The organism is Streptomyces sp. WM6378 (genome assembly GCF_001279695.1).
Classification (GTDB): Bacteria; Actinomycetota; Actinomycetes; order Streptomycetales; family Streptomycetaceae; genus Streptomyces.
On the sequence record NZ_LGDD01000298.1, the window covers coordinates 45,789 to 67,364 of the forward strand.

General features: G+C 71.0%; 20 protein-coding genes and 1 tRNA gene. 12 read left to right on the top strand and 9 right to left on the bottom strand.

Going from position 1 to position 21,576, the window contains the following annotated elements; translation table 11 throughout:
• Positions 1-48: 48 nt before the first annotated feature.
• The 3 genes from ADK54_RS25900 to ADK54_RS45075 form a co-directional block, all read right to left on the bottom strand.
• Entirely contained in the window at positions 49-936 is an 888-nt protein-coding gene (locus tag ADK54_RS25900) for an NUDIX hydrolase (RefSeq protein ID WP_053728119.1), read from the bottom strand.
• Between the two features lie 372 nt (positions 937-1,308).
• A complete protein-coding gene (locus ADK54_RS25905) occupies positions 1,309-1,776 on the bottom strand; it encodes a RidA family protein (RefSeq protein WP_053728120.1) in 468 nt (155 codons plus the stop codon).
• Positions 1,773-1,934, bottom strand: a complete 162-nt coding sequence (locus ADK54_RS45075; protein WP_003975360.1) for a DUF4177 domain-containing protein — start codon at positions 1,932-1,934, stop codon at positions 1,773-1,775. Before ADK54_RS45075 ends, ADK54_RS25905 begins: the two co-directional genes overlap by 4 nt.
• 96 nt (positions 1,935-2,030) lie before the next feature.
• Between ADK54_RS45075 and ADK54_RS25910 the strand changes: the two genes are divergently transcribed.
• Together ADK54_RS25910 and ADK54_RS25915 are read left to right on the top strand one after the other, a co-directional pair.
• Positions 2,031-2,993: an ArsA-related P-loop ATPase gene (locus ADK54_RS25910; RefSeq protein WP_053728121.1), complete on the top strand. Its 963-nt coding sequence runs from the start codon at positions 2,031-2,033 to the stop codon at positions 2,991-2,993.
• The gene (locus tag ADK54_RS25915) at positions 2,990-4,387 is read left to right on the top strand and encodes an ArsA family ATPase (protein ID WP_053728122.1); all 1,398 of its coding nucleotides are present in this window, start codon (positions 2,990-2,992) and stop codon (positions 4,385-4,387) included. Before ADK54_RS25910 ends, ADK54_RS25915 begins: the two co-directional genes overlap by 4 nt.
• Positions 4,388-4,400: 13 nt before the next feature.
• Here ADK54_RS25915 and ADK54_RS25920 read toward each other — a convergent pair whose 3' ends face one another.
• Complete coding sequence (locus ADK54_RS25920) at positions 4,401-4,769, bottom strand: WhiB family transcriptional regulator (RefSeq protein ID WP_053728123.1); 369 nt, start codon at positions 4,767-4,769, stop codon at positions 4,401-4,403.
• Between the two features lie 415 nt (positions 4,770-5,184).
• Here ADK54_RS25920 and ADK54_RS25925 point away from each other — a divergent pair, with 415 nt between their 5' ends.
• On the top strand, positions 5,185-7,458 hold the full coding sequence (locus tag ADK54_RS25925) for a transglycosylase domain-containing protein (protein WP_053728124.1): 2,274 nt from the start codon (positions 5,185-5,187) through the stop codon (positions 7,456-7,458).
• A gap of 89 nt (positions 7,459-7,547) precedes the next feature.
• Here the strand turns inward: ADK54_RS25925 and ADK54_RS25930 are convergent, their stop codons facing one another.
• Complete coding sequence (locus ADK54_RS25930) at positions 7,548-8,012, bottom strand: GatB/YqeY domain-containing protein (RefSeq protein ID WP_053728125.1); 465 nt, start codon at positions 8,010-8,012, stop codon at positions 7,548-7,550.
• Between the two features lie 88 nt (positions 8,013-8,100).
• Between ADK54_RS25930 and ADK54_RS25935 the strand changes: the two genes are divergently transcribed.
• The 7 genes from ADK54_RS25935 (at position 8,101) to ADK54_RS46845 (ending at position 15,961) form a co-directional block, all read left to right on the top strand.
• Entirely contained in the window at positions 8,101-9,030 is a 930-nt protein-coding gene (locus ADK54_RS25935; protein ID WP_053728126.1) for a metallophosphoesterase, read from the top strand.
• A gap of 232 nt (positions 9,031-9,262) precedes the next feature.
• A tRNA-Pro gene (locus ADK54_RS25940) sits at positions 9,263-9,336 on the top strand.
• Positions 9,337-9,866: 530 nt separating this feature from the next.
• Positions 9,867-10,604 (top strand): two-component system response regulator CseB, encoded by a 738-nt coding sequence (cseB, locus tag ADK54_RS25945; RefSeq protein WP_053728127.1) that lies wholly within the window; start codon positions 9,867-9,869, stop codon positions 10,602-10,604.
• Between the two features lie 5 nt (positions 10,605-10,609).
• Positions 10,610-11,929 carry a sensor histidine kinase gene (locus ADK54_RS25950; protein ID WP_199827036.1) on the top strand — a complete coding sequence of 440 codons (1,320 nt, stop codon included), beginning with the start codon at positions 10,610-10,612 and terminating at the stop codon, positions 11,927-11,929.
• Positions 11,930-12,086: 157 nt separating this feature from the next.
• Entirely contained in the window at positions 12,087-12,869 is a 783-nt protein-coding gene (locus ADK54_RS25955) for an ABC transporter ATP-binding protein (RefSeq protein WP_053728128.1), read from the top strand.
• Positions 12,870-12,924: 55 nt separating this feature from the next.
• The gene (locus tag ADK54_RS25960) at positions 12,925-15,489 is read left to right on the top strand and encodes an ABC transporter permease (RefSeq protein WP_053728129.1); all 2,565 of its coding nucleotides are present in this window, start codon (positions 12,925-12,927) and stop codon (positions 15,487-15,489) included.
• A 115-nt stretch (positions 15,490-15,604) separates the two neighbouring features.
• Positions 15,605-15,961: a hypothetical protein gene (locus tag ADK54_RS46845; RefSeq protein ID WP_053728130.1), complete on the top strand. Its 357-nt coding sequence runs from the start codon at positions 15,605-15,607 to the stop codon at positions 15,959-15,961.
• Positions 15,962-16,090: 129 nt separating this feature from the next.
• On the opposite strand, the gene ADK54_RS25970 is transcribed toward ADK54_RS46845, so the two are convergent.
• Positions 16,091-17,014, bottom strand: coding sequence for a hypothetical protein (locus tag ADK54_RS25970; protein WP_159047901.1), 924 nt, complete (start codon positions 17,012-17,014; stop codon positions 16,091-16,093).
• Positions 17,015-17,168: 154 nt separating this feature from the next.
• On the bottom strand, positions 17,169-17,705 hold the full coding sequence (locus tag ADK54_RS25975; RefSeq protein ID WP_078966625.1) for a GNAT family N-acetyltransferase: 537 nt from the start codon (positions 17,703-17,705) through the stop codon (positions 17,169-17,171).
• 168 nt (positions 17,706-17,873) lie between these two features.
• Here ADK54_RS25975 and ADK54_RS25980 point away from each other — a divergent pair, with 168 nt between their 5' ends.
• Both ADK54_RS25980 and ADK54_RS25985 read left to right on the top strand, forming a co-directional pair.
• On the top strand, positions 17,874-18,539 hold the full coding sequence (locus ADK54_RS25980) for a hypothetical protein (protein WP_063802052.1): 666 nt from the start codon (positions 17,874-17,876) through the stop codon (positions 18,537-18,539).
• 74 nt (positions 18,540-18,613) lie between these two features.
• A complete protein-coding gene (locus ADK54_RS25985; RefSeq protein ID WP_053728133.1) occupies positions 18,614-19,129 on the top strand; it encodes a molybdopterin-dependent oxidoreductase in 516 nt (171 codons plus the stop codon).
• On the opposite strand, the gene ADK54_RS25990 is transcribed toward ADK54_RS25985, so the two are convergent.
• Both ADK54_RS25990 and ADK54_RS25995 read right to left on the bottom strand, forming a co-directional pair.
• Complete coding sequence (locus tag ADK54_RS25990) at positions 19,084-20,430, bottom strand: 4-hydroxybenzoate 3-monooxygenase (RefSeq protein ID WP_053728134.1); 1,347 nt, start codon at positions 20,428-20,430, stop codon at positions 19,084-19,086. The two genes, ADK54_RS25985 and ADK54_RS25990, sit on opposite strands and share 46 nt — an antisense overlap.
• Before the next feature lies 1 nt (position 20,431).
• A partial coding sequence (locus tag ADK54_RS25995; RefSeq protein WP_053728135.1) for an alpha/beta fold hydrolase occupies positions 20,432-21,576 on the bottom strand: 1,145 nt, incomplete at its 5' end.

The following is a 21,576-nucleotide window of genomic DNA, read 5'->3' on the forward strand; positions in this document are numbered from 1 at the left end:
TCGCGAGGCCGTCCCGCGCAAGGTCGATGGGGTTGGCGGCGGCAGGGGTCATGAGGGGCGGCCCCCGGCCGGGATGTGCTTGGTGAACTCGTCGTGGCCAGGCCAGCTCAGGACGAGTTCCCCGGTGTCGGTCAGACGGGCCCGGGCGAGGACCGGGGTCAGATCGCGCTCGGCCGCGCCCACGAGGGCTTCGGCGGCAGTGGCGTACGGAAGGAGGTCACGCAGGGTGGAAATGGTCGGCGGCATCATCAGGAGCTCGCCCTTGTCGTAGCCGGCGGCGGCTTCGACGGGGTGGATCCAGACGGTGCGGTCGGCCTCGGTGGAGGCGTTCCGGGTGACCTGCCCTTCGGGGAGCGCCGCGACGAAGAACCAGGTGTCGTACCGCCGGGGCTCGAATTCGGGGGTGATCCAGCGCGCCCAGGCGCCGAGCAGATCGGAGCGGAGCACGAGGCCGCGCCGGTCCAGGAACTCGGCGAAGCTGAGGTCGCGGGTCACCAGTGCCTGGCGGTCGGCCTCCCAGTCGTCGCCGGTGGTGTCGCCGACGACGGTGGTGGCGTCGGGGCCCGCGAGGAGGACGCCCGCCTCCTCGTAGGTCTCGCGCACCGCGGCGCAGACGATGGCCTGGGCGGAGGCGGGGTCGGTGCCGAGGCGTTCGGCCCAGGTCTCGCGCGGCGGTCCTGCCCAGCCGAGCTGGGCGTCCTCGGCGTCGCGGGGGTCCACGCCGCCGCCCGGGTACGCGTAAGCGCCTCCGGCGAAGGCCATGGAGGTGCGTCTGCGCAGCATGTGGACGGCGGGGCCGGTGTCCGTGCCGGCCGCCCCGTCCCGGAGCAGCATCACGGTGGCGGCCCGCCGCGGCTCGACCGCGGTGAGCTCGCCTGCGGCGAGGGCGCGAATGCGGTCCGGCCACTCCGGCGGGTACCACTGACCATTGGGCATGGGCGGATGCTACGGGGTGGCGTGCGGATGTTCGAGGGGGTGCGTGTAGGTGACATCCCTTTGACACGCTCGGGCGCGCCCGAGTGGGCACCCGCGATCCGACAGCGGCCGGCCACCGCCCGACCTCGGCCGGCACTGGCTGACAGCGGCCGGCACTGGCTGACAGCGGTCAACCGTCGGCGGCAGCCAGCCGTCAGCGGCACGGCGGCCAGTGGCACAGCCGCCAGCCATCAGCCATCAGCCATCAGCCACGCACCGTGAGCCATGCGCCGTGAGCCGTCAAACGGCGAAGGGCCGGCCCCTTTGGGGTCGGCCCTCGACGAGAGGAGATCAGCCGATAGAAGATCAGCACTCGACAACAGCAGGAGGACGTCAGGCCTCGACGAGCTCCACCTGGATCTCGACCTCGACCGGGGCGTCCAGGGGCAGCACCGCTACGCCCACCGCGCTGCGGGCGTGCACGCCCTTGTCGCCGAGGACGGCGCCGAGGAGTTCGCTGGCGCCGTTGATGACACCGGGCTGGCCGGTGAAGTCGGGGGCGGAGGCCACGAAGCCGACGACCTTCACGACACGCGCGATGCGGTCCAGGTCGCCTACGACGGACTTGACCGCGGCCAGCGCGTTCAGGGCGCAGGTGGCGGCCAGTTCCTTGGCCTCCTCCGGGGTGACCTCGCCGCCGACCTTGCCGGTGACGGGCAGCTTGCCCTCCACCATGGGGAGCTGGCCGGCGGTGTAGACGTACACGCCGGACTGCACGGCGGGCTGGTACGCGGCGAGCGGCGGTACGACCGACGGGAGGGTCAGGCCCAGTTCGGCCAGCTTGGCTTCGACGGCGCTCATGCCTGCTTCTCCCGCTTCAGGTAGGCCACGAGCTGCTCGGGGTTGTTCGGCCCGGGGACGACCTGGACCAGCTCCCAGCCGTCCTCGCCCCAGGTGTCCAGAATCTGCTTGGTCGCGTGCACGAGAAGGGGCACGGTCGCGTATTCCCACTTGGTCATGGGCCCGACTGTAGCCGCTGCCCGCCGCCCTCTCTCGCGGGCGCCTTACGCGGACCACATGCGTGAGCGGCGGGCGGACTGGTTAGGCTCGACGATGTGAGCAGGCTCCAGGTCGTCAGCGGCAAGGGCGGTACCGGCAAGACCACGGTCGCCGCAGCACTCGCGCTCGCCCTCGCGACGGAGGGCAGGCGCACGCTCCTCGTCGAGGTCGAGGGCAGACAGGGCATCGCGCAGCTCTTCGAGACGGAAGCCTTTCCGTACGAGGAACGCAAGATCGCCGTCGCGCCCGGTGGCGGAGAGGTGTACGCGCTGGCCATCGACGCGGAGCGGGCACTTCTCGACTACCTCCAGATGTTCTACAAGCTGGGCGGGGCGGGGCGGGCGCTGAAGAAGCTCGGCGCGATCGACTTCGCGACCACCATCGCGCCGGGGGTGCGCGACGTACTCCTGACCGGCAAGGCCTGTGAGGCGGTGCGCCGCAAGAACAAGCAAGGGGGGTACGCGTACGACTACGTCGTGATGGACGCGCCGCCCACCGGGCGCATCACGCGCTTCCTGAACGTGAACGACGAGGTGGCCGGGCTCGCCAAGATCGGCCCGATACACAATCAGGCACAGGCCGTCATGCGGGTCCTCAAGTCCCCTGAAACGGCGGTGCACTTGGTGACACTGCTGGAGGAGATGCCCGTACAGGAGACCGTCGACGGGATCGCCGAGCTGCGGGGTGCCGAGCTGCCGGCGGGCAACGTCATCGTGAACATGGTCCGGCCGCACGTCCTGGACGAGGCGGCGGTGCGCGGGGTCACGGGCGACCGGCGCAAGGAGGTCGCCAAGACGCTGACGCGGGCCGGAGTCACCGGTTCGGCGAAGCTGGTGACGCCGCTCCTGGAGCAGGCCGCCGAGCACGCCGAGCGGGTGGAGCTGGAGCGTGAACAGCGGGCGATGCTCGGGCAGTTGGGCCTGCCGACGTACGAACTGCCGCTGATCGGCGAGGGAATGGATCTGGCCGGGCTCTACCGCCTGGCCACGGAACTGCGCAAGCTCGGGGTGGGTGAGTGACTTTGGACGCGGCCGAGCCGCTGGCGATCGATCCGCTGCTGGACGATCCGGGTACCCGCATCATCGTGTGCTGCGGCTCGGGCGGGGTGGGCAAGACAACTACCGCTGCCGCACTGGGAGTTCGGGCTGCCGAGCGCGGCCGGAAGGTCGTGGTGCTCACCATCGACCCGGCCCGCAGGCTCGCCCAGTCCATGGGGATCGACTCGCTCGACAACACCCCGCGCCGGGTCAAGGACATAGAGGGCGACGGCGAACTGCACGCCATGATGCTCGACATGAAGCGGACGTTCGACGAGATCGTCGAGGCGCACGCGGATCCGGACCGGGCCAAGGCGATCCTGACGAACCCCTTCTACCAGTCCCTGTCGGCCGGCTTCGCGGGCACGCAGGAGTACATGGCGATGGAGAAGCTGGGGCAGCTGCGGGCCCGGGACGAGTGGGACCTGATCGTGGTCGACACCCCGCCGTCGCGCTCCGCGCTCGACTTCCTGGACGCGCCGAAACGTCTCGGGTCGTTCCTCGACGGCAAGTTCATCAAGCTGCTCATGGCGCCCGCGAAAATGGGCGGCCGGGCCGGGATGAAGTTCCTCAATGTCGGCATGTCGATGATGACCGGCACCCTGGGCAAGCTGCTCGGCGGGCCCTTCCTGCACGACGTGCAGACCTTCGTGGCGGCCATGGACACGATGTTCGGCGGGTTCCGGACCAGGGCGGATGCCACCTACCGGCTGTTGCAGGCGCCGGGCACCGCGTTCCTCGTCGTCGCCGCGCCCGAGCGGGACGCACTGCGCGAGGCCGCGTACTTCGTGGAGCGCCTCGCCGCCGACGACATGCCGCTGGCCGGGCTCGTACTCAACCGCGTGCACGGCAGTGCGGCGTCCCGGCTCTCGGCCGAGCGCGCCCTCGCCGCGGCGGAGAGCCTCGAAGAACTGCCGGATCCGGCGGAAGCCCCGGACCTTCCGGATCACGCGGAAAACAATCCGGATCACCTTGCAGAAATCCCTGCAGAAAATCTTGACGAGCGTCGCATTGTCGATCAGGAGGCCGGGAAGGCTGGAGATCGTGGCTCCAGCGATTCCTCTCCCCACGCCGACGCGGCTGGTGCACGCGCAGACACGGACCCGGATCGGGTGGACGCGGTTGTAGACCCGGATCAGGTGGACCCGGATCAGGAATCCGTCGAGCGGCTGACCGCCGGGCTGCTGCGGCTGCATGCCGAGCGCATGCAGGTCCTCGCACGTGAACAGCGGACGCGCGACCGTTTCACCGCACTCCACCCCGAGGTCCCGGTCGCCGAAGTGGCCGCCCTGCCCGGCGATGTGCACGACCTCGCAGGGCTGCGGATCATCGGGGACCGGCTCGCGGCCGGTGGGGCCCCGGCCGGAGCTGCCTGATCCTCCGACCTCGTCAGCCCGCTGCGGCGTACGCCTCGTCTCCGAAGGAATGCCGGTAGCCGTACGCCGACTCCTCCTCCGCGCACACGGGCAGGATTCCCGTGCTGCGCTCGTACTCGGTGCGCGCGGTTTCGAGGAGGCGGTGCCAAGAGGTGACGGTGGGGCGCCTGCGCAGGAGTGCGCGCCGCTCCCGTTCCGTCATTCCGCCCCACACGCCGAACTCGACGCGATTGTCGAGCGCATCGGCCAGGCACTCGGTCCGCACCGGGCAACCGGTGCACACCGCCTTGGCCCTGTTCTGCGCTGCACCCTGTACAAACAGTTCGTCCGGATCGGTAGTGCGGCAGGCTGCCTGCGCACTCCAGTCGGTTACCCAGCCCATGCCGGCGCCGTCCTCTCCCGAATCGAGGCTCCCCCACGGCGGCAGCGGCATATTCACCGCTGCCAGTTGAGGACGTTACGGAAGGTGGGCACAGCGCAACACCCCCGTCGGGCCCAATCTTGAATGGCCCGAACGGACTATGCGTACGCGGCAGATCACCCAACGGAGTGAGCCGAGGACATGCGCGATGAATCCGAAATAATGGGACGTATCAGCTGAGTCACAACGGACGCCCGGTGACGCATGAGGCGCAATCGGACACCAACCGGGTTGATTCCTGCCGTATTCGGGGGACGGCGGAACACTTCCACGCACGTGCCGACCTTGATACGGAACCGCACTGCTGTGACAGTTGAGAGCAGCTTAGGCCAGAGCCTTCACCTGTGTCCGGCGATTGAGAACGTAGGCTGCCCTCATGGCAAAGAAGCGATCGGGCGGAGGCCTGACCGGGACCCAGCAGGCCGCCAAGTTCCTCGGCGTGAGTGTGTTGGCGGGGGCCGTGCTCGCGGGGATCGCCCTGCCGGCGGCCGGCGCGCTGGGGCTCGCGGCCAAGGGCACGGTCGAGGGGTTCGACGAGATCCCGGCCAATCTCAAGACCCCGCCGCTGAGCCAGCGCACCACGATCCTGGACAGCAAGGGCGGCACGATCGCCCAGGTCTACTCGCGCGACCGCACCGTGGTGCCGCTCGCCGACATCTCCCCGTACATGCAGAAGGCGATCGTCGCGATCGAGGACTCGCGCTTCTACGAGCACGGCGCGATCGACCTCAAGGGCGTCCTGCGCGCGATGAACAAGAACGCGACCAGCGGCGGTGTCGCCCAGGGCGCGTCCACCCTCACGCAGCAGTACGTGAAGAACGTCTTCGTCGAGGAAGCCGGTGACGACCCCGACAAGGTCGCCGAGGCCACCCAGCAGACGATCGGCCGCAAGGTCAAGGAGCTCAAGTACGCGATCCAGGTCGAGGAGGAGCTCGGCAAGAAGAAGATCCTGGAGAACTACCTCAACATCACGTTCTTCGGGCAGCAGGCGTACGGCATCGAGGCCGCCGCCAAGCGCTACTTCTCCAAGTCGGCCAAGGACCTGACCCTGGACGAGTCGGCGATGCTCGCCGGGATCGTGCAGTCGCCCAGCCGGTACGACCCCGTGAACGACGCGCAGGAATCCAAGAAGCGCCGTAACACGGTGCTCCAGCGGATGGCCGACATGAAGGACATCTCGCAGGCCGAGGCCGACAAGGCCAAGGAAGCGCCGATCAAGCTGAGCGTGAGCAAGCCGAAGAACGGCTGCATCACCGCCGTCGACGGCGCGGGCTTCTTCTGCGACTACGTACGCGAGGTGTTCCTGTCCGACCCGGTGTTCGGCAAGACCAAGGAAGACCGGGCCAAGCTCTGGAACCAGGGCGGGCTCACCGTTCAGACCACGCTCGACCCGCAGGCGCAGAAGTCGACGCAGGATTCGATCAAGAACCACGTCTACCAGAAGGACAGCGTCGCGACCGCGGTCTCGCTGGTCCAGCCCGGCAGCGGCAAGATCCTCGCGATGGGCCAGTCCAAGCCGTACGGCTTCGGCGACAACGAGACGCAGATCAACTTCTCGGTCAACCGGCAGATGGGCGGCTCCAATTACGGCTTCCCGGTCGGCTCGACCTTCAAGCCGTTCCTGGCCGCGGCCGCGATCGAGGGCGGCAAGCCACCGACCCAGCAGTACTCGGCTCCGTACGAGATGGACTATCCGGCGTCCGTCCAGACGTGCACCGGCAAGCCGTGGGTCAACGACGGCAAGCCCAACCCGTACCACCTGGAGAACGAGAACGAGTCCGAGGTCGGCCCGTTCTCGCTGAGGGACGCGATGGCCAAGTCGGTCAACACGTACTTCGTGCAGATGCTCGGCGACATCGGCATGTGCCCGGTCTCGCAGATGACGGACAAGCTGCACGTGCTCCAGGGCAACGGCGACAAGCTGCCCATGGTGCCCTCGGCGCTGACCCTCGGCTCGACCGGCATCTCGCCGCTGACGATGGCCTCGGCGTACGCGACCTTCGCCAACCGGGGCACGTACTGCACGCCGATCGCCATCGAGTCGATCAAGAAGGCGGACGGCTCTTCGGTGCCGGTGCCGAAGAGCTCCTGCTCGCAGGCGATGTCGCAGAACACCGCGGACAGCATCAACACCCTGCTGCGCGGCGTGATCGACTCCGGCACGGGCCAGGAGGCCGGGCTCAAGGACCGGGACAACGCGGGCAAGACCGGTACCACCGACGCCCGCAAGAACGCCTGGTTCGTCGGGTACACGTCGAACCTGTCGGCCGCGGTCTGGGTCGGCAGCCCGTCTCAGCGCGTCGAGATGAACAACGTCACCATCGGCGGCCAGACGTACGAGCAGGTGTACGGCGGTCAGGTCCCCGGCCCCATCTGGCGCGACGCGATGACCGGCGCGCTGCAGGGCCAGACGTCGGCGCCGTTCGTCAACGTCAACATCCCCGACACCGGCCAGAAGCCGGCCGGTGACCCGGCGACCGGCGCGCCGGCCAGCACCCCCGACAAGAACAAGAACAAGGGCAAGCACAAGCCGAAGCCGGGCGGCGAGAACAAGCCCCCGAACCCCAACCCCAACCCCAACCAGCCCTTCCCCGGCATCTCGATCCCGCCGGGCGTCATCGGCGGGGACACGGGCGGGTGGCCGCAGTAGCAGTGCCCTTGCGCAGGTGAAAGGGGCGCCCCGGGATTCACAGCGAATCCCGGGGCGCCCCTTTACCCGTGTTGCTCGTGCGGGGTGGGTCAGCCCACGAGGAGCTTCTTCACCGCGGCGGCGACGCGGCCGCCGTCGGCGAGGCCCGCCACCTTCGGGTTCACGATCTTCATGACGGCGCCCATCGCGCGCGGCCCCTCGGCGCCGGCCGCCCTGGCCTCCTCGACGGCGCTCGCGACGATCGCCGCGAGCTCGTCGTCGGAGAGCTGCTTGGGCAGGTACGCGTCGAGGATCTCGCCCTCGGCCAGCTCGCGCGCGGCGGACTCGGCGCGGCCGCCCTGCTCGAAGGCCTCGGCCGCCTCGCGGCGCTTCTTCGCCTCCTTGGCGATCACCTTGAGCACCTCGTCGTCGGAGAGCTCTCGCGCGGTCTTGCCGGCGACCTCTTCCTTGGCGACGGCGGTGAGGGTCAGCCGGAGCGTGGACGAGCGCAGCTCGTCGCGCGCCTTCATGGCGGTGGTGAGGTCGTCCTTGAGTCGGGCCTTGAGCGTGGTCATGTGCCCAGTGTGTCAGGTGCACAGCCGTACCCGCCCGCCGATTTCCGCCCCGTACTCCGTTGTCGGCGGCGTCTGCGACGATGAGCGTATGCGCGCGCGATACGGAATTCCCTTGGGTATCACGGCGGTCGGGGCCGCCGGTCTCGCCTATGCGGCCGGTTTCGAGACCCGGTCCTTCCGGCTGCGGCGGGTCACGGTGCCCGTGCTGCCACCGGGGGCGAGGCCGTTGCGCGTGCTCCAGGTCTCGGACATCCACATGGTGAGCGGCCAGCGCAAGAAGCGGGCGTGGCTGCAGTCGCTGGCGGGCCTGCGCCCCGACTTCGTGGTGAACACGGGCGACAACCTCTCCGACCCGGAGGGCGTCCCCGAGGCGCTGGACGCGCTGGGCCCCCTGATGGAGTTCCCCGGCGTGTACGTCTTCGGCTCGAACGACTACTACGGCCCGAAGCTGCGCAACCCCGCCCGGTACCTGTTCGAGAAGGCCCAGGGCCGGCACGGCCTCAACGGCAACGCGCCGGCCGTCGGCGTAGTGCACAACCCGTGGGAAGAGCTGCGGGACGCGTTCGACACGGCGGGCTGGGTGAACCTGAGCAACGCCCGGGGCCGCCTCAAGCTGGACGGCATGGAGCTGGCCTTCACGGGCCTGGACGACCCGCACATCAAGCGGGACCGGTACGACAGCGTGGCCGGCGGCCCGGAGCCGGACGCCGACCTGTCGATCGCGGTGGTCCACGCCCCCTACCTGCGCTCCCTGGAGTCGTTCACCGCCGACGGCTACCCCCTGATCCTGGCCGGCCACACCCACGGCGGCCAGCTGTGCATCCCCTTCTACGGCGCACTGGTCACCAACTGCGACCTGGACACGGACCGGGTAAAGGGCCTGTCCACCCACTCCACCGAGGGCAACCGCGCCTACCTCCACGTCTCAGCGGGCTGCGGCACGAACCGCTACACCCCCATCCGCTTCGCGTGCCCGCCGGAGGCGACGTTGCTGACGTTGGTGGGACGACGGGGGTGAGGGCCGGCGGGGCGGCGGGGGCGACCTGAGGGGCGTGCCGCCCCGTGGACCAGCACGGCACGCGGGCGCCCTGGGCAACGCGGCATGCCTGACCCTCGGCCTACGCCCTGGCCCTGACGACCATCGGCCGTGACCACGTCCGCGCCCGCCTGCGGCACCCCGGAAACCGGATTTCGTCTCCGGCCGCCAGTGGGCTAAAGTAAACGACGTCGCCGCGACAAGCGGAGACAATCGGGGTGTAGCGCAGCTTGGCAGCGCGCTTCGTTCGGGACGAAGAGGTCGTGGGTTCAAATCCCGCCACCCCGACAGCTGAAACACCAGGTCAGGCCCGGTACTGAGAGATCAGTACCGGGCCTGATTTGCGTTGTGGCCCTGTTTTGGGAGCCATTTGGGAGCCGACTTCGGGGAGCGGCTCCTCGGTGACTTCCAACGACAGGTGTTCCGCCTTCGAAGCCGTCATGTGCTCCGCAAGAGTCACCCCACCGCTTGTGCTGAGGAGACAACAGACGGTACGACGATCGACATGCACCGATGGTCTCCGTTGAATGACCGGCAGCTCGCACTCCTCACCCGCGTCGAGGACGGAGCCGACCCCGTCACGTCGGACAGCCCCGAGTTCGCTCTCACCGCCCGCGCGCACCCCGGGTTTGTATCCACCCCGTATCACCCACCGCTTGGTTCCCCATCGGCTCACCCCGCCGGGCCCCTGGGGCGCTTCCCCGCCCGGCCTCCTGTCGTATCGTTCCTTTCGATCCATCCGAGTCGCCCGCTGCGTACCGTTATGACCGAAAAATGCGGTGTCGGGGGCTCGGCCGGCCCCGCGAACAGGAGCCCCCGTGTCCTCACCCGTCCCCGGTCCCGCTCCGGCCGCCCCGCGCCCCGTTCGCGTGTTGCTGGTCGAGGACGACGACCTCATGCGGCGGTCCTTCGCCGTTGCCCTTGAGCGGTACGGGTACGAGGTCGCGGTCGCCGCTGATGGGCTGGCCGGGTTGGAGGCCTTCCGGGACCGCGAGTTCGATCTGCTGGTCCTCGATGTCATGCTGCCCGGGCTCGACGGGATCGGGCTCTGCCGCCGGGTGCGGGAGACCAGTCTCGTGCCGGTGCTCATGATGTCCGCCCGGGGGGACGGGCTCGATGTCGTCGCCGGGCTTGAGGCCGGGGCCGATGACTACGTCGTCAAGCCCGTCGATACGTATGTGCTGGTCGCTCGGATTCGGTCGCTTCTTCGGCGGGCCACCTACCCGCCGCCCGCCTCTTCCCCGACTCCTGAACTCCCCTCCGATCAAGGGGAGTTGCTCACCTTCGGGGAGCTCTCCATCGACACCGGCGGCCTTGAGGTCTTCGTCTCCGGCACGCCCGTCGCGCTCACTCCCACCGAGCTGAAGCTGTTGCTCGAATTCGCCGCCCACCCCGGCGTCGTTCTTGAGCGGCACACCCTCCTGCGCGACGTCTGGGAGTACGGGTGGGACGGGGACAGCCGGGTCGTGGATCTTTGCGTGCAGCGGCTGCGCAAGAAGCTCGGGCGGGACCGGATCGAGACGGTCCGCGGGTTCGGCTACAAGTTCAGGCGGTAGGCGCGGTGCGTTCCTCTCCCTTCCGGCGGTCGCGGCCCGCCCCCGCTTCCCGGACCCGCAAGACCGAGCCCGGAAACTCGGCCCCTGCTTCCCAGCGCCGGCACACTCCCACCTCCCTCCGCTGGAAGATCGCCGCCCTCGCCGCGGCCACCGCCTGCCTCGTCGCCGTCGCCGTCGGGCTGCTCGTTCACTTCTGGACCGCGCACGACATCCGCGACCGGGCCGAGATGCGCGCCTTCAACTCCGTCTACTCCGCCATGGACACCTACCGCCGCACCGGCACCCTCTCCGACGGCGCCCGGCTCGATCCCCCCGACCTGCCCGCCTCGCTCCGCCACCCCTCCGACAACGCCCGGCACACCGCCTACGACGGGCACGTCGACGGGAACTCCGGGCCCACCTTCTGGGGTGCCCAGCGGGTCGGCGGGCCGGGCACTCCCGTACTGGCCGTCGAGGTCAACATGAACTCCGAGCTCTACGGGCTGCGTCGGCTCGACGCCACCATGGCCGTCGCCGCGCTCGTCTCCGTCGCCGCCTCCGTCCCCCTCGCCGTGTACGGGGCCGGGCTCATCGGGCGTCGGCTGCGGCGGGTCTCCGAAACCGCGCGGCGGATCTCCGCCGGGGACCTCGACGCCCGGACCGGGCCCACCGAGGGCCGCGACGAGGTGGCCGAGATCGCCGCCACCGTCGACCTCATGGCCGACAGCCTCGGCCGCCGGCTCCGCACCGAGCGGCAGTTCACCGCCGATGTCGCCCATGAACTGCGCACCCCTGTGGGCGGGTTGCTCGCCGCCGTCGATCTGCTGCCGGACGGAGAGGACGTGGATCTGGTTCGGGGGCGGGTTCGTGATCTGCGCGGCCTGGTCGAGGATCTGCTTGAGATCTCCCGGCTCGATGCCGGGGCCGAGCAGCCCGTCCACGCCCACGTCCCGCTCGACGGCGTCGTCCGCGAGGCCGTCACCCGTACCGGGCTCGATGCCGAGATCAGCGTCGCCGAGGGCCCGCACACCGTCGAGACCGATCCGCGTCGGCTCGAACGGATCGTCAGCAACCTGGTCGTCAACGCCCATCGGCACGGGGCCGGCCCCGTCGAGGTCGGTGTCGCCGACGGTACCGTCGTCGTCCGCGACCACGGGCCCGGGTTTCCTCCTGCCCTTTTGCGCGACGGGCCGCGTCGCTTCCACACCGGGGCCAAGGAGCGCGGGTCCGGGCACGGGCTCGGCCTGACCATCGCGCTCGGCCAGGCCCGGGTGCTCGGCGCCGAACTCCGCCTCGACAACGCCCCGGACGGCGGCGCCCGAGCCACCCTGCGCCTGCCCGCGTGACCACCTGACCGCGTCTCGGCCTCACCGCCTGCCCGCCTCGCCGCCTACACAACTGCTACGCAGTGGCGCGTACGCCGATACACGGCTGCCCAGGACCCGATACGTACCCCGGACACCCTTCCAAGTGCACCCTTCTGCACCCGAAGAGGAGTCCCCCTTGACCACCCGTTCCCTTGCCCCGCATGCGTCCTACCCCGCCCCCGGCATCGCGGCCGCCACCACCGAGCTGTCGAAGGTCTACGGCAGCGGTGACACCCGGGTCGTCGCCCTGGACCGGGTCAGTATCGGGTTCCGGGAGGGCGAGTTCACGGCGATCATGGGGCCGTCCGGGTGCGGCAAGTCCACCCTGATGCACTGTGCCGCCGGGCTCGACTCGGCCAGTTCCGGGTCCGTCCGCGTCGGCACCACCGAGCTGAGCACGCTCAACGACCGGCAGCTGACCGAGCTGCGGCGGGACCGGATCGGGTTCATCTTCCAGGCCTTCAACCTGCTCCCCACACTGACCGCCCTGGAGAACATCACGCTCCCCATGGACATCGCGGGGCGCAGGCCCGACCAGGAGTGGGTCCGTCGGGTCATCGCCATGGTGGGGCTCTCCGACCGGCTCTCGCACCGCCCGGCCCAGCTCTCCGGCGGGCAGCAGCAGCGCGTCGCGGTGGCCCGTGCGCTCGCCTCCCGGCCCGCGATCGTCTTCGGTGACGAGCCCACCGGCAACCTCGACTCCCGCGCCGGTGCCGAAGTCCTCGGCTTCCTGCGCGACTCCGTACGCGAACTCGGCCAGACCGTCGTCATGGTCACCCACGACCCCGTCGCCGCCGGCTTCGCCGACCGCGTCGTCTTCCTCTCCGACGGGTGCCTCGTCGACGAGATGGTCCGGCCCACCGCCGACCGCGTCCTGGACCGGATGAAGGAGTTCGACGTCCGGACCCGCACGAGCTGATGCTCCGTCAACTTTCCTTTCCTTCCTCCTCGTTGAGCTCTCCGAAAGCCCGCCCATGCTGAGAACAGCCCTGCGCAACGTCCTGGCGCACAAGGCCCGTCTGGTCATGACCGTCCTCGCGGTCTGCCTGGGTGTCGCCTTCGTCTGCGGCACCCTCGTCTTCGCCGAGTCCTCCGCCGCCGCCTACCGTGCCGCCGCGTCGAAGAACTTCGCCGGCATCGCGGTCACCGTGACCCCGAAGGATCCCCCGCCCGGTGCCGTCGCGGACCAGCCCGCCGGTGTGCTCGACGACGCCCTCGTACGCAAGCTGGCCGACGTGCCCGGGGTCGCGGCCGTGCGGCCCTCCGTCGACGGCTCGGCCACCCTCAATGCCGCCGACGGCAGCCCGCTGCGGGCCGGCAAGGCGTGGGCCAACCTCGCCGCCGCCTACGTACCGAACGCGGACGGCGAGGACAGCCGCTATCCGTTGGCCGAGGGGCGCGCGCCCGCCAGCAGTGGCGAGCTCGCCGTCGACCGCGGCACCGCCGACGCCGGGCACCTTCGCGTCGGCGACATGGTCACGCTCGCCACCGACGGGCCCGTCTTGACCAAGCGGCTCGTCGGCATCGTCACCACCCAGGACACCCGGGTGACCGCGGGCGGCACCCTCGCCCTGTTCGACAGGGCCACCGCGCAGCGGTTGTTCACCACCCCGGGCCACTACAGCTCGATCGACCTGTCCGCCAGGGCCGGGACCGACCAGGTCGCGCTGTCCAGCCGGGTCACCGCCCTGCTCCCGGCCGACCGCGCCCTCGCCACCAGCGGGGCCGCGCAGGCCGCACAGCAGGCGACCAACGTCGACATGATGACCCGGGGCTACCAGAAGATGCCGAAGATCTTCGCCGGGGTCGCGCTGTTCATCGGGTCGTTCCTCATCGTCAACACCTTCACGATGCTCGTGTCGCGGCGCACCCGCGAGATCGCACTGCTGCGGGCGATCGGAGCCACGCGTCGGCAGGTGGTCCGCTCCGTGCTGTGGGAGGCCGTTCTGGTCGGGCTCGCCGCGTCGGCGGCCGGGTTCGTGGCCGGGCTCGGCATCGCTTCCGTACTGCCGGACCTCCTCGGTAGCGCTCAAGACCCGCTCCCCCGCGGCCCGTTGGTGATCGGCGCGCGCCCCGTCATGGCGGCGCTCGGGGTCGGCGTGGGCATCACGGTGCTCGCCGCCTGGCTGCCGTCCCGCAAGGCGGCGAAGATCGCGCCCATCGAGGCGCTGCGCTCGGCCGAGCAGCCGCCCACCGCCACCGCGTCCCGGGTGCGCGCGGCGGTGGGCCTCGTCCTGCTCGTCGGCGGGGCCGGGCTGCTCGTCTCGCTCACCGGCGCCAAGGACGCCTCCGACGCCAACCTGCAGAACGCCATGTTCGGCTGTGCTCTTCTCGTCGCCGCGATGATCACCCTCGCGCCGCTGCTCGCCGTCCCCGTGATCCGGCTCGGCGGGCGGCTGACCGGCCGCTTCGGGGTCGCCGGGCACCTCGCCCGCGAGAACGCCCTGCGCGATCCCCGGCGTACGGCGGCCACCGCGTCCGTCCTCATGATCAGTACGGCGCTCGTCGCCGGGCTCGCCGTCATCGGCCACTCCACCTCGGGAGCCCTCGACCGGCAGGCCGCGTCCGGCCTCAGTGCCGATTACGTGGTCGGCAGCCGCACCACCACGACCGCCATCGACCCGGCCGCCGTGCGGCGGGTCGCGGACCTCCCCGGCGTGAAGACCGCCTCCGCCGTCGCCGACTCCACCCTGTTCACCGGCGGCAAGGTCCGCAGCATCTCCGGCGTCGACCCCGCCACCGTCGACAAGGTCATGCAACTCGACTTCGTCAGCGGCTCGTTGAAAGATCTCGGGCCGGGCCGGATCGCCCTCTCCAGCAGCGCCGCCCGGGAGCAGGGCGTGAGCGCCGGCGGCAAGGTCAACGCCCACATCGGCCCGGGCGACGACTTCAAGGAGTACACCGTCGTCGGCGTCTACCAGGACAACCCCATCGCCGACGACGCGCTCGGCGCCCGCAGCGAGGTGCAGCAGCACAGCTTCAAGCCCGGCACCGTCCAGCGGATCCTCGTCCGCACCGACGGCGGCGCGGTCTCGAAGGCCACCGGGGACCGGCTGCGGACGGCCACCGGCAACAGCCCGCTGGTGCAGGTCAAGGACCGTGCGGAGCTCGTGCGCGAGGCCGCCGGGTCCATGGGCGAGCTGCTCACCTTGATGTACGGGCTGCTCGCCATCGGAGTCGTGATCTCGCTGCTCGGCATCGTCAACACCCTCGCGATGTCGGTCGCCGAGCGCACCCGCGAGATCGGCGTGCTGCGCGCCATCGGCATGGACCGGGCCGGGATCCGGCGGATGATCCGGCTCGAAGCGGTGACCGTCGCCGCGTTCGGCACGCTGCTCGGCCTGGCGGGGGGCCTGTTCGGCGCCTGGGCGGTCGGCTCGCTCGCGGGCGGTGCGATGACGCAGTACTCCCTCTCGCTGCCCTGGGGAACGCTGCTCCTGGTCTGCCTGGTCTCGCTCACGGTCGGCGCGGTCGCGGCGGCCGTCCCGGCCCGGCGGGCCGCGGCGCTGAGCCCCCTGGAGGCCGTCGCCGAGACGTGATGGGCCGCGTTCGCGCCCCAGCCGCCCCGGGCCGCCGACGGCAGTTGCGCCCTGTGGCAGCCGGGGGATCCGCCGCCCACGCACCACCGGCGCTTACGCCCGCCACATCAGCCGCATGACCCGCCTGTACCGCCAGCGCCGAAGCCGCCTCCTTGAGGCGCTGTACGAGCACTTCGGGGCCGAGGTCCGCATCTCCGGCGAGGCGGCGGGCCTGCACGTGCTGGTCACCCTGACCGGCGCGAGCGGCATCCCGGAGGAGCGGATCGCCGAGGTCGCGGCCGGGCGCGGGGTGCGGAGGCTACCTCGGCCGGGTGCGGGGGTGCGCAGCCGCCCCGAGGACCTCATGGTCACCGCCGGCTTCGGCCAGGGCCTGGCCCTGATCTGCCGGGTGCTGCTCGACCGGGGCCACACCCGGCTGGCGGTGGAGGACCCGGGGCATCCGGGCGAGCGGGAGTTCGTCACGAGGTCCTGAGCTACGCCACGGTCACGTGCTCGGGCCTGACCCAGAGCCTGCTGGCGCTGGGGGAGGCGTTTCGGGAGGTGGGGGGACGAGGGGGCATACGCTGATCCGGGTGGACCGGGCCGGGCCATGAGGCCGTGGCTACTGCGGGTTGCCGTTGGCCTTGAGGCGGGCGCTCATCTCCGCGTGGGCACGCTCGGAGTTGGCGTTGGCCGGGTCGTGCTTGAGGCGGAGGTAGTCGTAGAGGACCTGCACGCACTCGTCCCGGGAGGAGTAGGACGCGTCCGTGGTCAGCTCAAGTTTCTTGGTGACCTCCATCAGCTTCCCATCGGCCGCCGTGTACACCGGATGCCAGACGAGCTTCACGTCCGGGTTGAGCGCCATGACCACACGCAGCTGCGGGACCTCCTGCGCGATGAGGACGCTGTCGGGGTTGTACGCCCGCAGGAAGATGTGGACAGGGCCGCGGGCCCGGTTCACGAACGCCTTGGACAGGACGTTCCACATCGGCGTCTTGAACTTCCACTCCTCGGTCAGCGACAGCTTGTCGACCACGCCGCCGAAGGGGGTGGACTCCAGGGGAGTGTGGCCCTTGGAGCGGGCGTAAACGCTGGTGTCGATGCCGCCGGACCACAGAGCCATCGTCGGCCGGTCGATCTCCAGGTAGTCCCCGATGAACTGCACCAGCTCCTGGTACCAGGTGTTCGAGGCGCGGTGGTCACGCTGCTCCTGGCGTTCGCTGAACATCGCCATGGCCTCGTCGTTGAGCGGCCCCTGTTCGGCGATGCCGCCCAGGATCAGCTGCCAGGCCGCGTCCGTGACGCTGTCGGGGAATCCCGCCTCCGCCATCGTCTGGCAGAACGTGCCCCACTCGCCGTGCCCGGTGGGATCGGCGGCGTTGCGCTGCGCCGCCTCCCGCGCCCCGGGGATCTCCTGGCGCTGCACCCAGCGCGTCACGGCCGCGTTGCCCGCGGTGCGCTGGAGGGCAACGAGCCCGGCGGGGTCCGGCACCTGCCGGGCGGCGAGTCCCGGGCCCACGTCCTGCGCCCGCGTCCTCGGCGCCACCGCGGGTGTCGGCGACGGTAAGGGTGTCCCTGTCTCTCGCACGCTGCCCAGCCCTCCACGTCACCGTTGTCACCGTCCGGCTCAAAAGGCCGAGGTTACGGACTCGCCGCGGCCGTCGGGAGGACCGTAAGGGCAGCACGGAGGGCAGCGGGCCTCACCCCGTCGGGCGGCGGCTCCAGGCGTCCAGGGTTGTGGTGGTCGTCGCCGGGCGGGGGGTTCGGGTCCAGCCCCAGGCCGCGTACGCCGCGGCGGCCGGGGTGTTGGTGGGGGCGATCAGGGTCGTGAGCACGTCGGCCTCCTGGCGTTCCAGGAGTCTTCGCTGGAGGCGGGTCGCGATGCCCCTGCGCCGGCGGGAGGGGAGCACCATGAGCTCCGCCAGCGCGAACACCCGGTCGGCGGTGGCCAGTTCCTCGTCGCCGTCGGTCTCCGCACCCCGGAAGCCGTGCCACCACTCGCCCTCACGCCCCGGCGGGTAGCCGTACGCACAGCCGACCAGGAACGGATCCCCCGCGATGATCATGTCGAAGCCCGGGCGCTGCACGTCCTCCGCGAAGCGGCGCAGGAACCCCTGCCGCCCCAGCGACTCCGCGTCCTCGACACCTTCGTACGCCGCTACGTACAGGTCCGCGACGGATTCCCGTTGCTGCTCGGCCTGCCATCGGGACAGCCGCCGCAAGAACACCTCTGTCATCGCAATAGCGTGGCAGGTCACGGGCGCTCACGGAACAGGTGGGAGGGGGGAAGGGGCCGGGAGTTCCCAGCCCCTGAGCGCCGTGGCAGGGGCCGGGTGTTCCCGGCGGTCCCGGCGCTCCCGCCGCGCGTTGACCCGGTCCGGCGGGCAGCCCACACTGGCCGGATCATGGACGACCAACAGATCGTGACGCTCCACGGGGAGCGGGCGCTCATCGACCGGGCCGGGCATCTGTTCGCGGGGGCGCGGCACGAGTTCCTGGTGGCCGCCGCCGACCCGGGGACCTGGTCGAACGGGGTACGCACCGCCTTCGCCGCCGGGCTGCGCCCCGCCACGGAGCCCGGCGGGGTCGCCCTGCGCAAGCTCTACACCCCGCAGGCCCTGCCCGACGCCCGGGCCGAGCGGCGGCTCACCAGGATGGCCGCCGGCGGGGCGCACATCCGGATCTGCTCGGCGCCGCTCGCCCAGGAGACCATCGTCCTGGACCGGCGCATCGCGATCCTCGCGAGTGCCCCCGGCTGCGGTACGCGCACGTACACGGTGATCCGTACGCCCGACGTCGTCGCAGGGCTCAGGTCGCTGATCCATGCCGCCTGGGAGTCGTCCCCGGACCTCGACGACCACCTGCGCCGACGGCCCGCGGAGCTGGACGCGGAGGCGCGGCGGATCCTGCGGATGCTGGGCGGCGGGCACACCGACGAGTCGGCTGCGCGCCTGCTCGGGATGTCGCTGCGTACGTATCGCAGGCGGGTCGCCGAGCTGATGGCCGCACTTGGGGCCACCTCCCGGTTCCAGGCGGGGCTGCGGGCGCGTGAGCTGGAGGAGCGGTTCTGACCGCAGCGGCCCCGGCCGACTTCGCGTTTGCACGCCCCGATGCAAAACAGCATGTGCGAGCCATAATCTCGTACATGACTCATAAACGCGTGGCGGATCGGCACATGGCGGTGGTGGGTGCGGTCGACCGGCCGGTCCGGCTGAGCGTGGCCGAGCTGCGTGAGCGGTGGGCACAGCGGACGGCGGCGGTCACCTTCGACTGCGCGACCAGCGGCCCGCGTGCCCACACCTTCACGGGCCCGCTGCTGCGCGAGGTGATCACGGCGGCGGGGCCCGGGTTCAATCCGGCCCGCCGCAAGGACCGGTCCCGCTTCCTCCTGGAGGTCACCGGCGAGGACGGGCACGCCACGGTGCTGTCCTGGGCCGAGATCGACGAGGACTTCGGCGACTCTCCGGTGCTGCTCGCCACCGCCCTCGACGGGGTCCAACTGGACGCCCTGGGCGCGCAGTTGGTGGTTCCGTCCGACCGGTGCGGGGCGCGCTACATCAGCGGGATCACTCAGATCCGGCTGCGTGCGTGCGGCGGCGCGGGCGAGGAGGCCGATCAGCTCGCGTACGGCGAGGGCGGGGCGATCGGCAGGCCCGTGTAGTTCTCGGCGAGCTCGGCGGCCGCGTGCCGCGAGTGGGCGATGCGGTCGAGCTGGGACAGCTGGAGCCGGGTCTCGAACGCGGAGTGCGCCGGGTCCGCGTGGAGCAGCTCGGTCATGGTGTACGAGAAGTGCTCGGCGCGCCAGACCCGGCGCAGGCACGTCTCGGAGTAGGCGTCGAGGAGCTCCGTCGAGCCGGTGACGTGCCGCTGGACCAGCGCGCGGGCCAGCACGACGACGTCGGCCACGGCGAGGTTCAGGCCCTTGGCGCCGGTCGGCGGCACGATGTGCGCCGCGTCCCCGGCCAGCAGGAGCCGCCCGTACCGCATGGGCTCCATGACCCAACTCCGCATGGGGAGAACGGACTTGGCGACGACGGTACCGCGTTCCAGTTTCCAGGCCGGGTCGGCGTCGGTCGCCAGGCGTGAGTCGAGCTCGTCCCAGATGCGGACGTCCGGCCAGTCGGCGGGGTCGGTGCCGTTGGGGACCTGGAGGTAGAGCCGGCTGACGGTGGGCGAGCGCATGCTGGCGAGCGCGAAGCCCCGCGAGGAGTGGGCGTAGATCAACTCGTCGTACGTGGGCGGGGCTTGGGCGAGGATGCCCAGCCAGGAGTAGGGGTAGGTGCGCTCGTACGTTCTGCGGAGCTCGGCCGGAACCGCGTCTCGGGCGATGCCGTGGAAGCCGTCGCAGCCGACTATGTAGTCGCAGGTGAGGGTGGCGGGCCTGCGGTCGGGGTGGCGGCGGTAGTGGATGGTGGGCGATTCGGTGCTGGTGCGGGTGCTGGCGCCGGTCGCGGCGGCGGTCGCGGTCGCGGTGCCGGTCGCCGTGCCAGCAGCCGCGCCAGTAGCGGTGGCGGTCGCGGTGGCAGTGGCGTTCGTGTCGCGAACGCCTTCGATTCCCGTCACCTCCGAATCGAAGAGCAGCGGGGCACCGGCTGCCAGCTGCTGGGCCACCAGGTCCTTCACCATCTCGGTCTGCGCGTAGACCATCACTCGGCGGCCGCCGGTGAGGGACGGGAAGTCGATGCGGTGGGAGCGGCGGTCGTGGCGGAGCTCGATGCCGTCGTGGGGCAGCCCCTCGCGGTCCATGCGCTCGCCCGCGCCCGCGGCCCGTAGCACGTCGACGGTGGCCTGTTCGAGGATGCCGGCGCGCTGACGTTGCTCGATGTACGCGCGGTCGCGGCTCTCCAGGACGACGCAGTCGATTCCGGCGTTGTGCAGGAGGCGGGCCAGGAGGAGTCCGGCGGGGCCCGCGCCGATGATGCCGATGGTGGTGTGGGTGGGAGTGGGGGCGCTGGGGGGCATTTCAGCTGTCCTTCTCGTCGGCGTCGGCCGCGTACTCGTTGATCGCCCGTTCCGCGACGGCGAAAGCGGAGTTGGCGGCGGGGACGGAGCAGTACACGGCGCACTGGAGCAGCACTTCGCCGATCTCGGTGGGGCTCAGGCCGTTGCGCAGGGCGCCCCGTACGTGCAGCGCCAGCTCGTCCTTGTGGCCGCCCGCGACGAGTGCGGTGAGCGTGATGGCGCTGCGGGTGCGCCGGTCCAGGGTGCCGCCGCCCCAGATCTCGCCCCAGGCGTAGCGGGTGATGAAGTCCTGGAAGCGGGCGGTGAAGGGGGTGGTGCGGGCTGTTGCTCGGTCTACGTGGGCGTTTCCCAGGACCGAGCGGCGGGTGGCTTCGCCGACTCGTCTGAGCGGGTCGGGGTGGGTACGGGGTCCGGTGGCGGTGCGGATGCCGGTGCCGGCGAAATGGCTGAGCAGGGCGTCGGTCACTGCCTCGGGCTGCTCCAGGTTGGCCAAGTGGGCGGCTCGGGGGAGTTCGAGGAGCTGGGCATTCCCGATGCCGTCGGCTAGTTCGCGGGCGTGGGAGGGCGGGGTGGCTACGTCGTTCCGGCCCGCGATCACCAGGGTGGGGGCGGTGATGCGGGCCAGTTCCGGGCGCAGGTCGAGCCCGGCGAGGATCTCGCAGCAGGTGGCGTACGACTCGGGGTCCACGCGGTGGTGGTCGGCGAGGAGGTGCTCCGGGGCGTCGAACGCGGGGCTGAACCAGCGGTTCGGCGCGCTGTCGGCGACCTCGCCGATTCCCTTGGTGCGTACGGTGTCCGCCCTCTCCCGCCAGGGTTCGGGCGGGCCGAAGTGGGCGGAGGTGCAGAGGAGTGCGAGGGATTCGACTCGGTCGGGGTGGTGGGCGGCCAGCCAGGTGCCGATGGCTCCGCCCAGGGAGATTCCGGCATAGCTGAAGGTGTCTATGCGGAGCTCTTCGAGGAGGCCCAGGAGGGGAGCGGCCAGGGTTTCGAGGGTGGGCCGCGGCGGGGGTGGGTCCCATGCGGGGGAGTTGCCGTGGCCAGGTAGGCCCCAGCGGAGGATGTTGAAGTGTGCGGCCAGTGCGGGGAGTTGGGGCTCCCAGAGGGCCGGGGTGGCGCCCAGGGAGGGGGCCAGTACGAGTGTGGGGG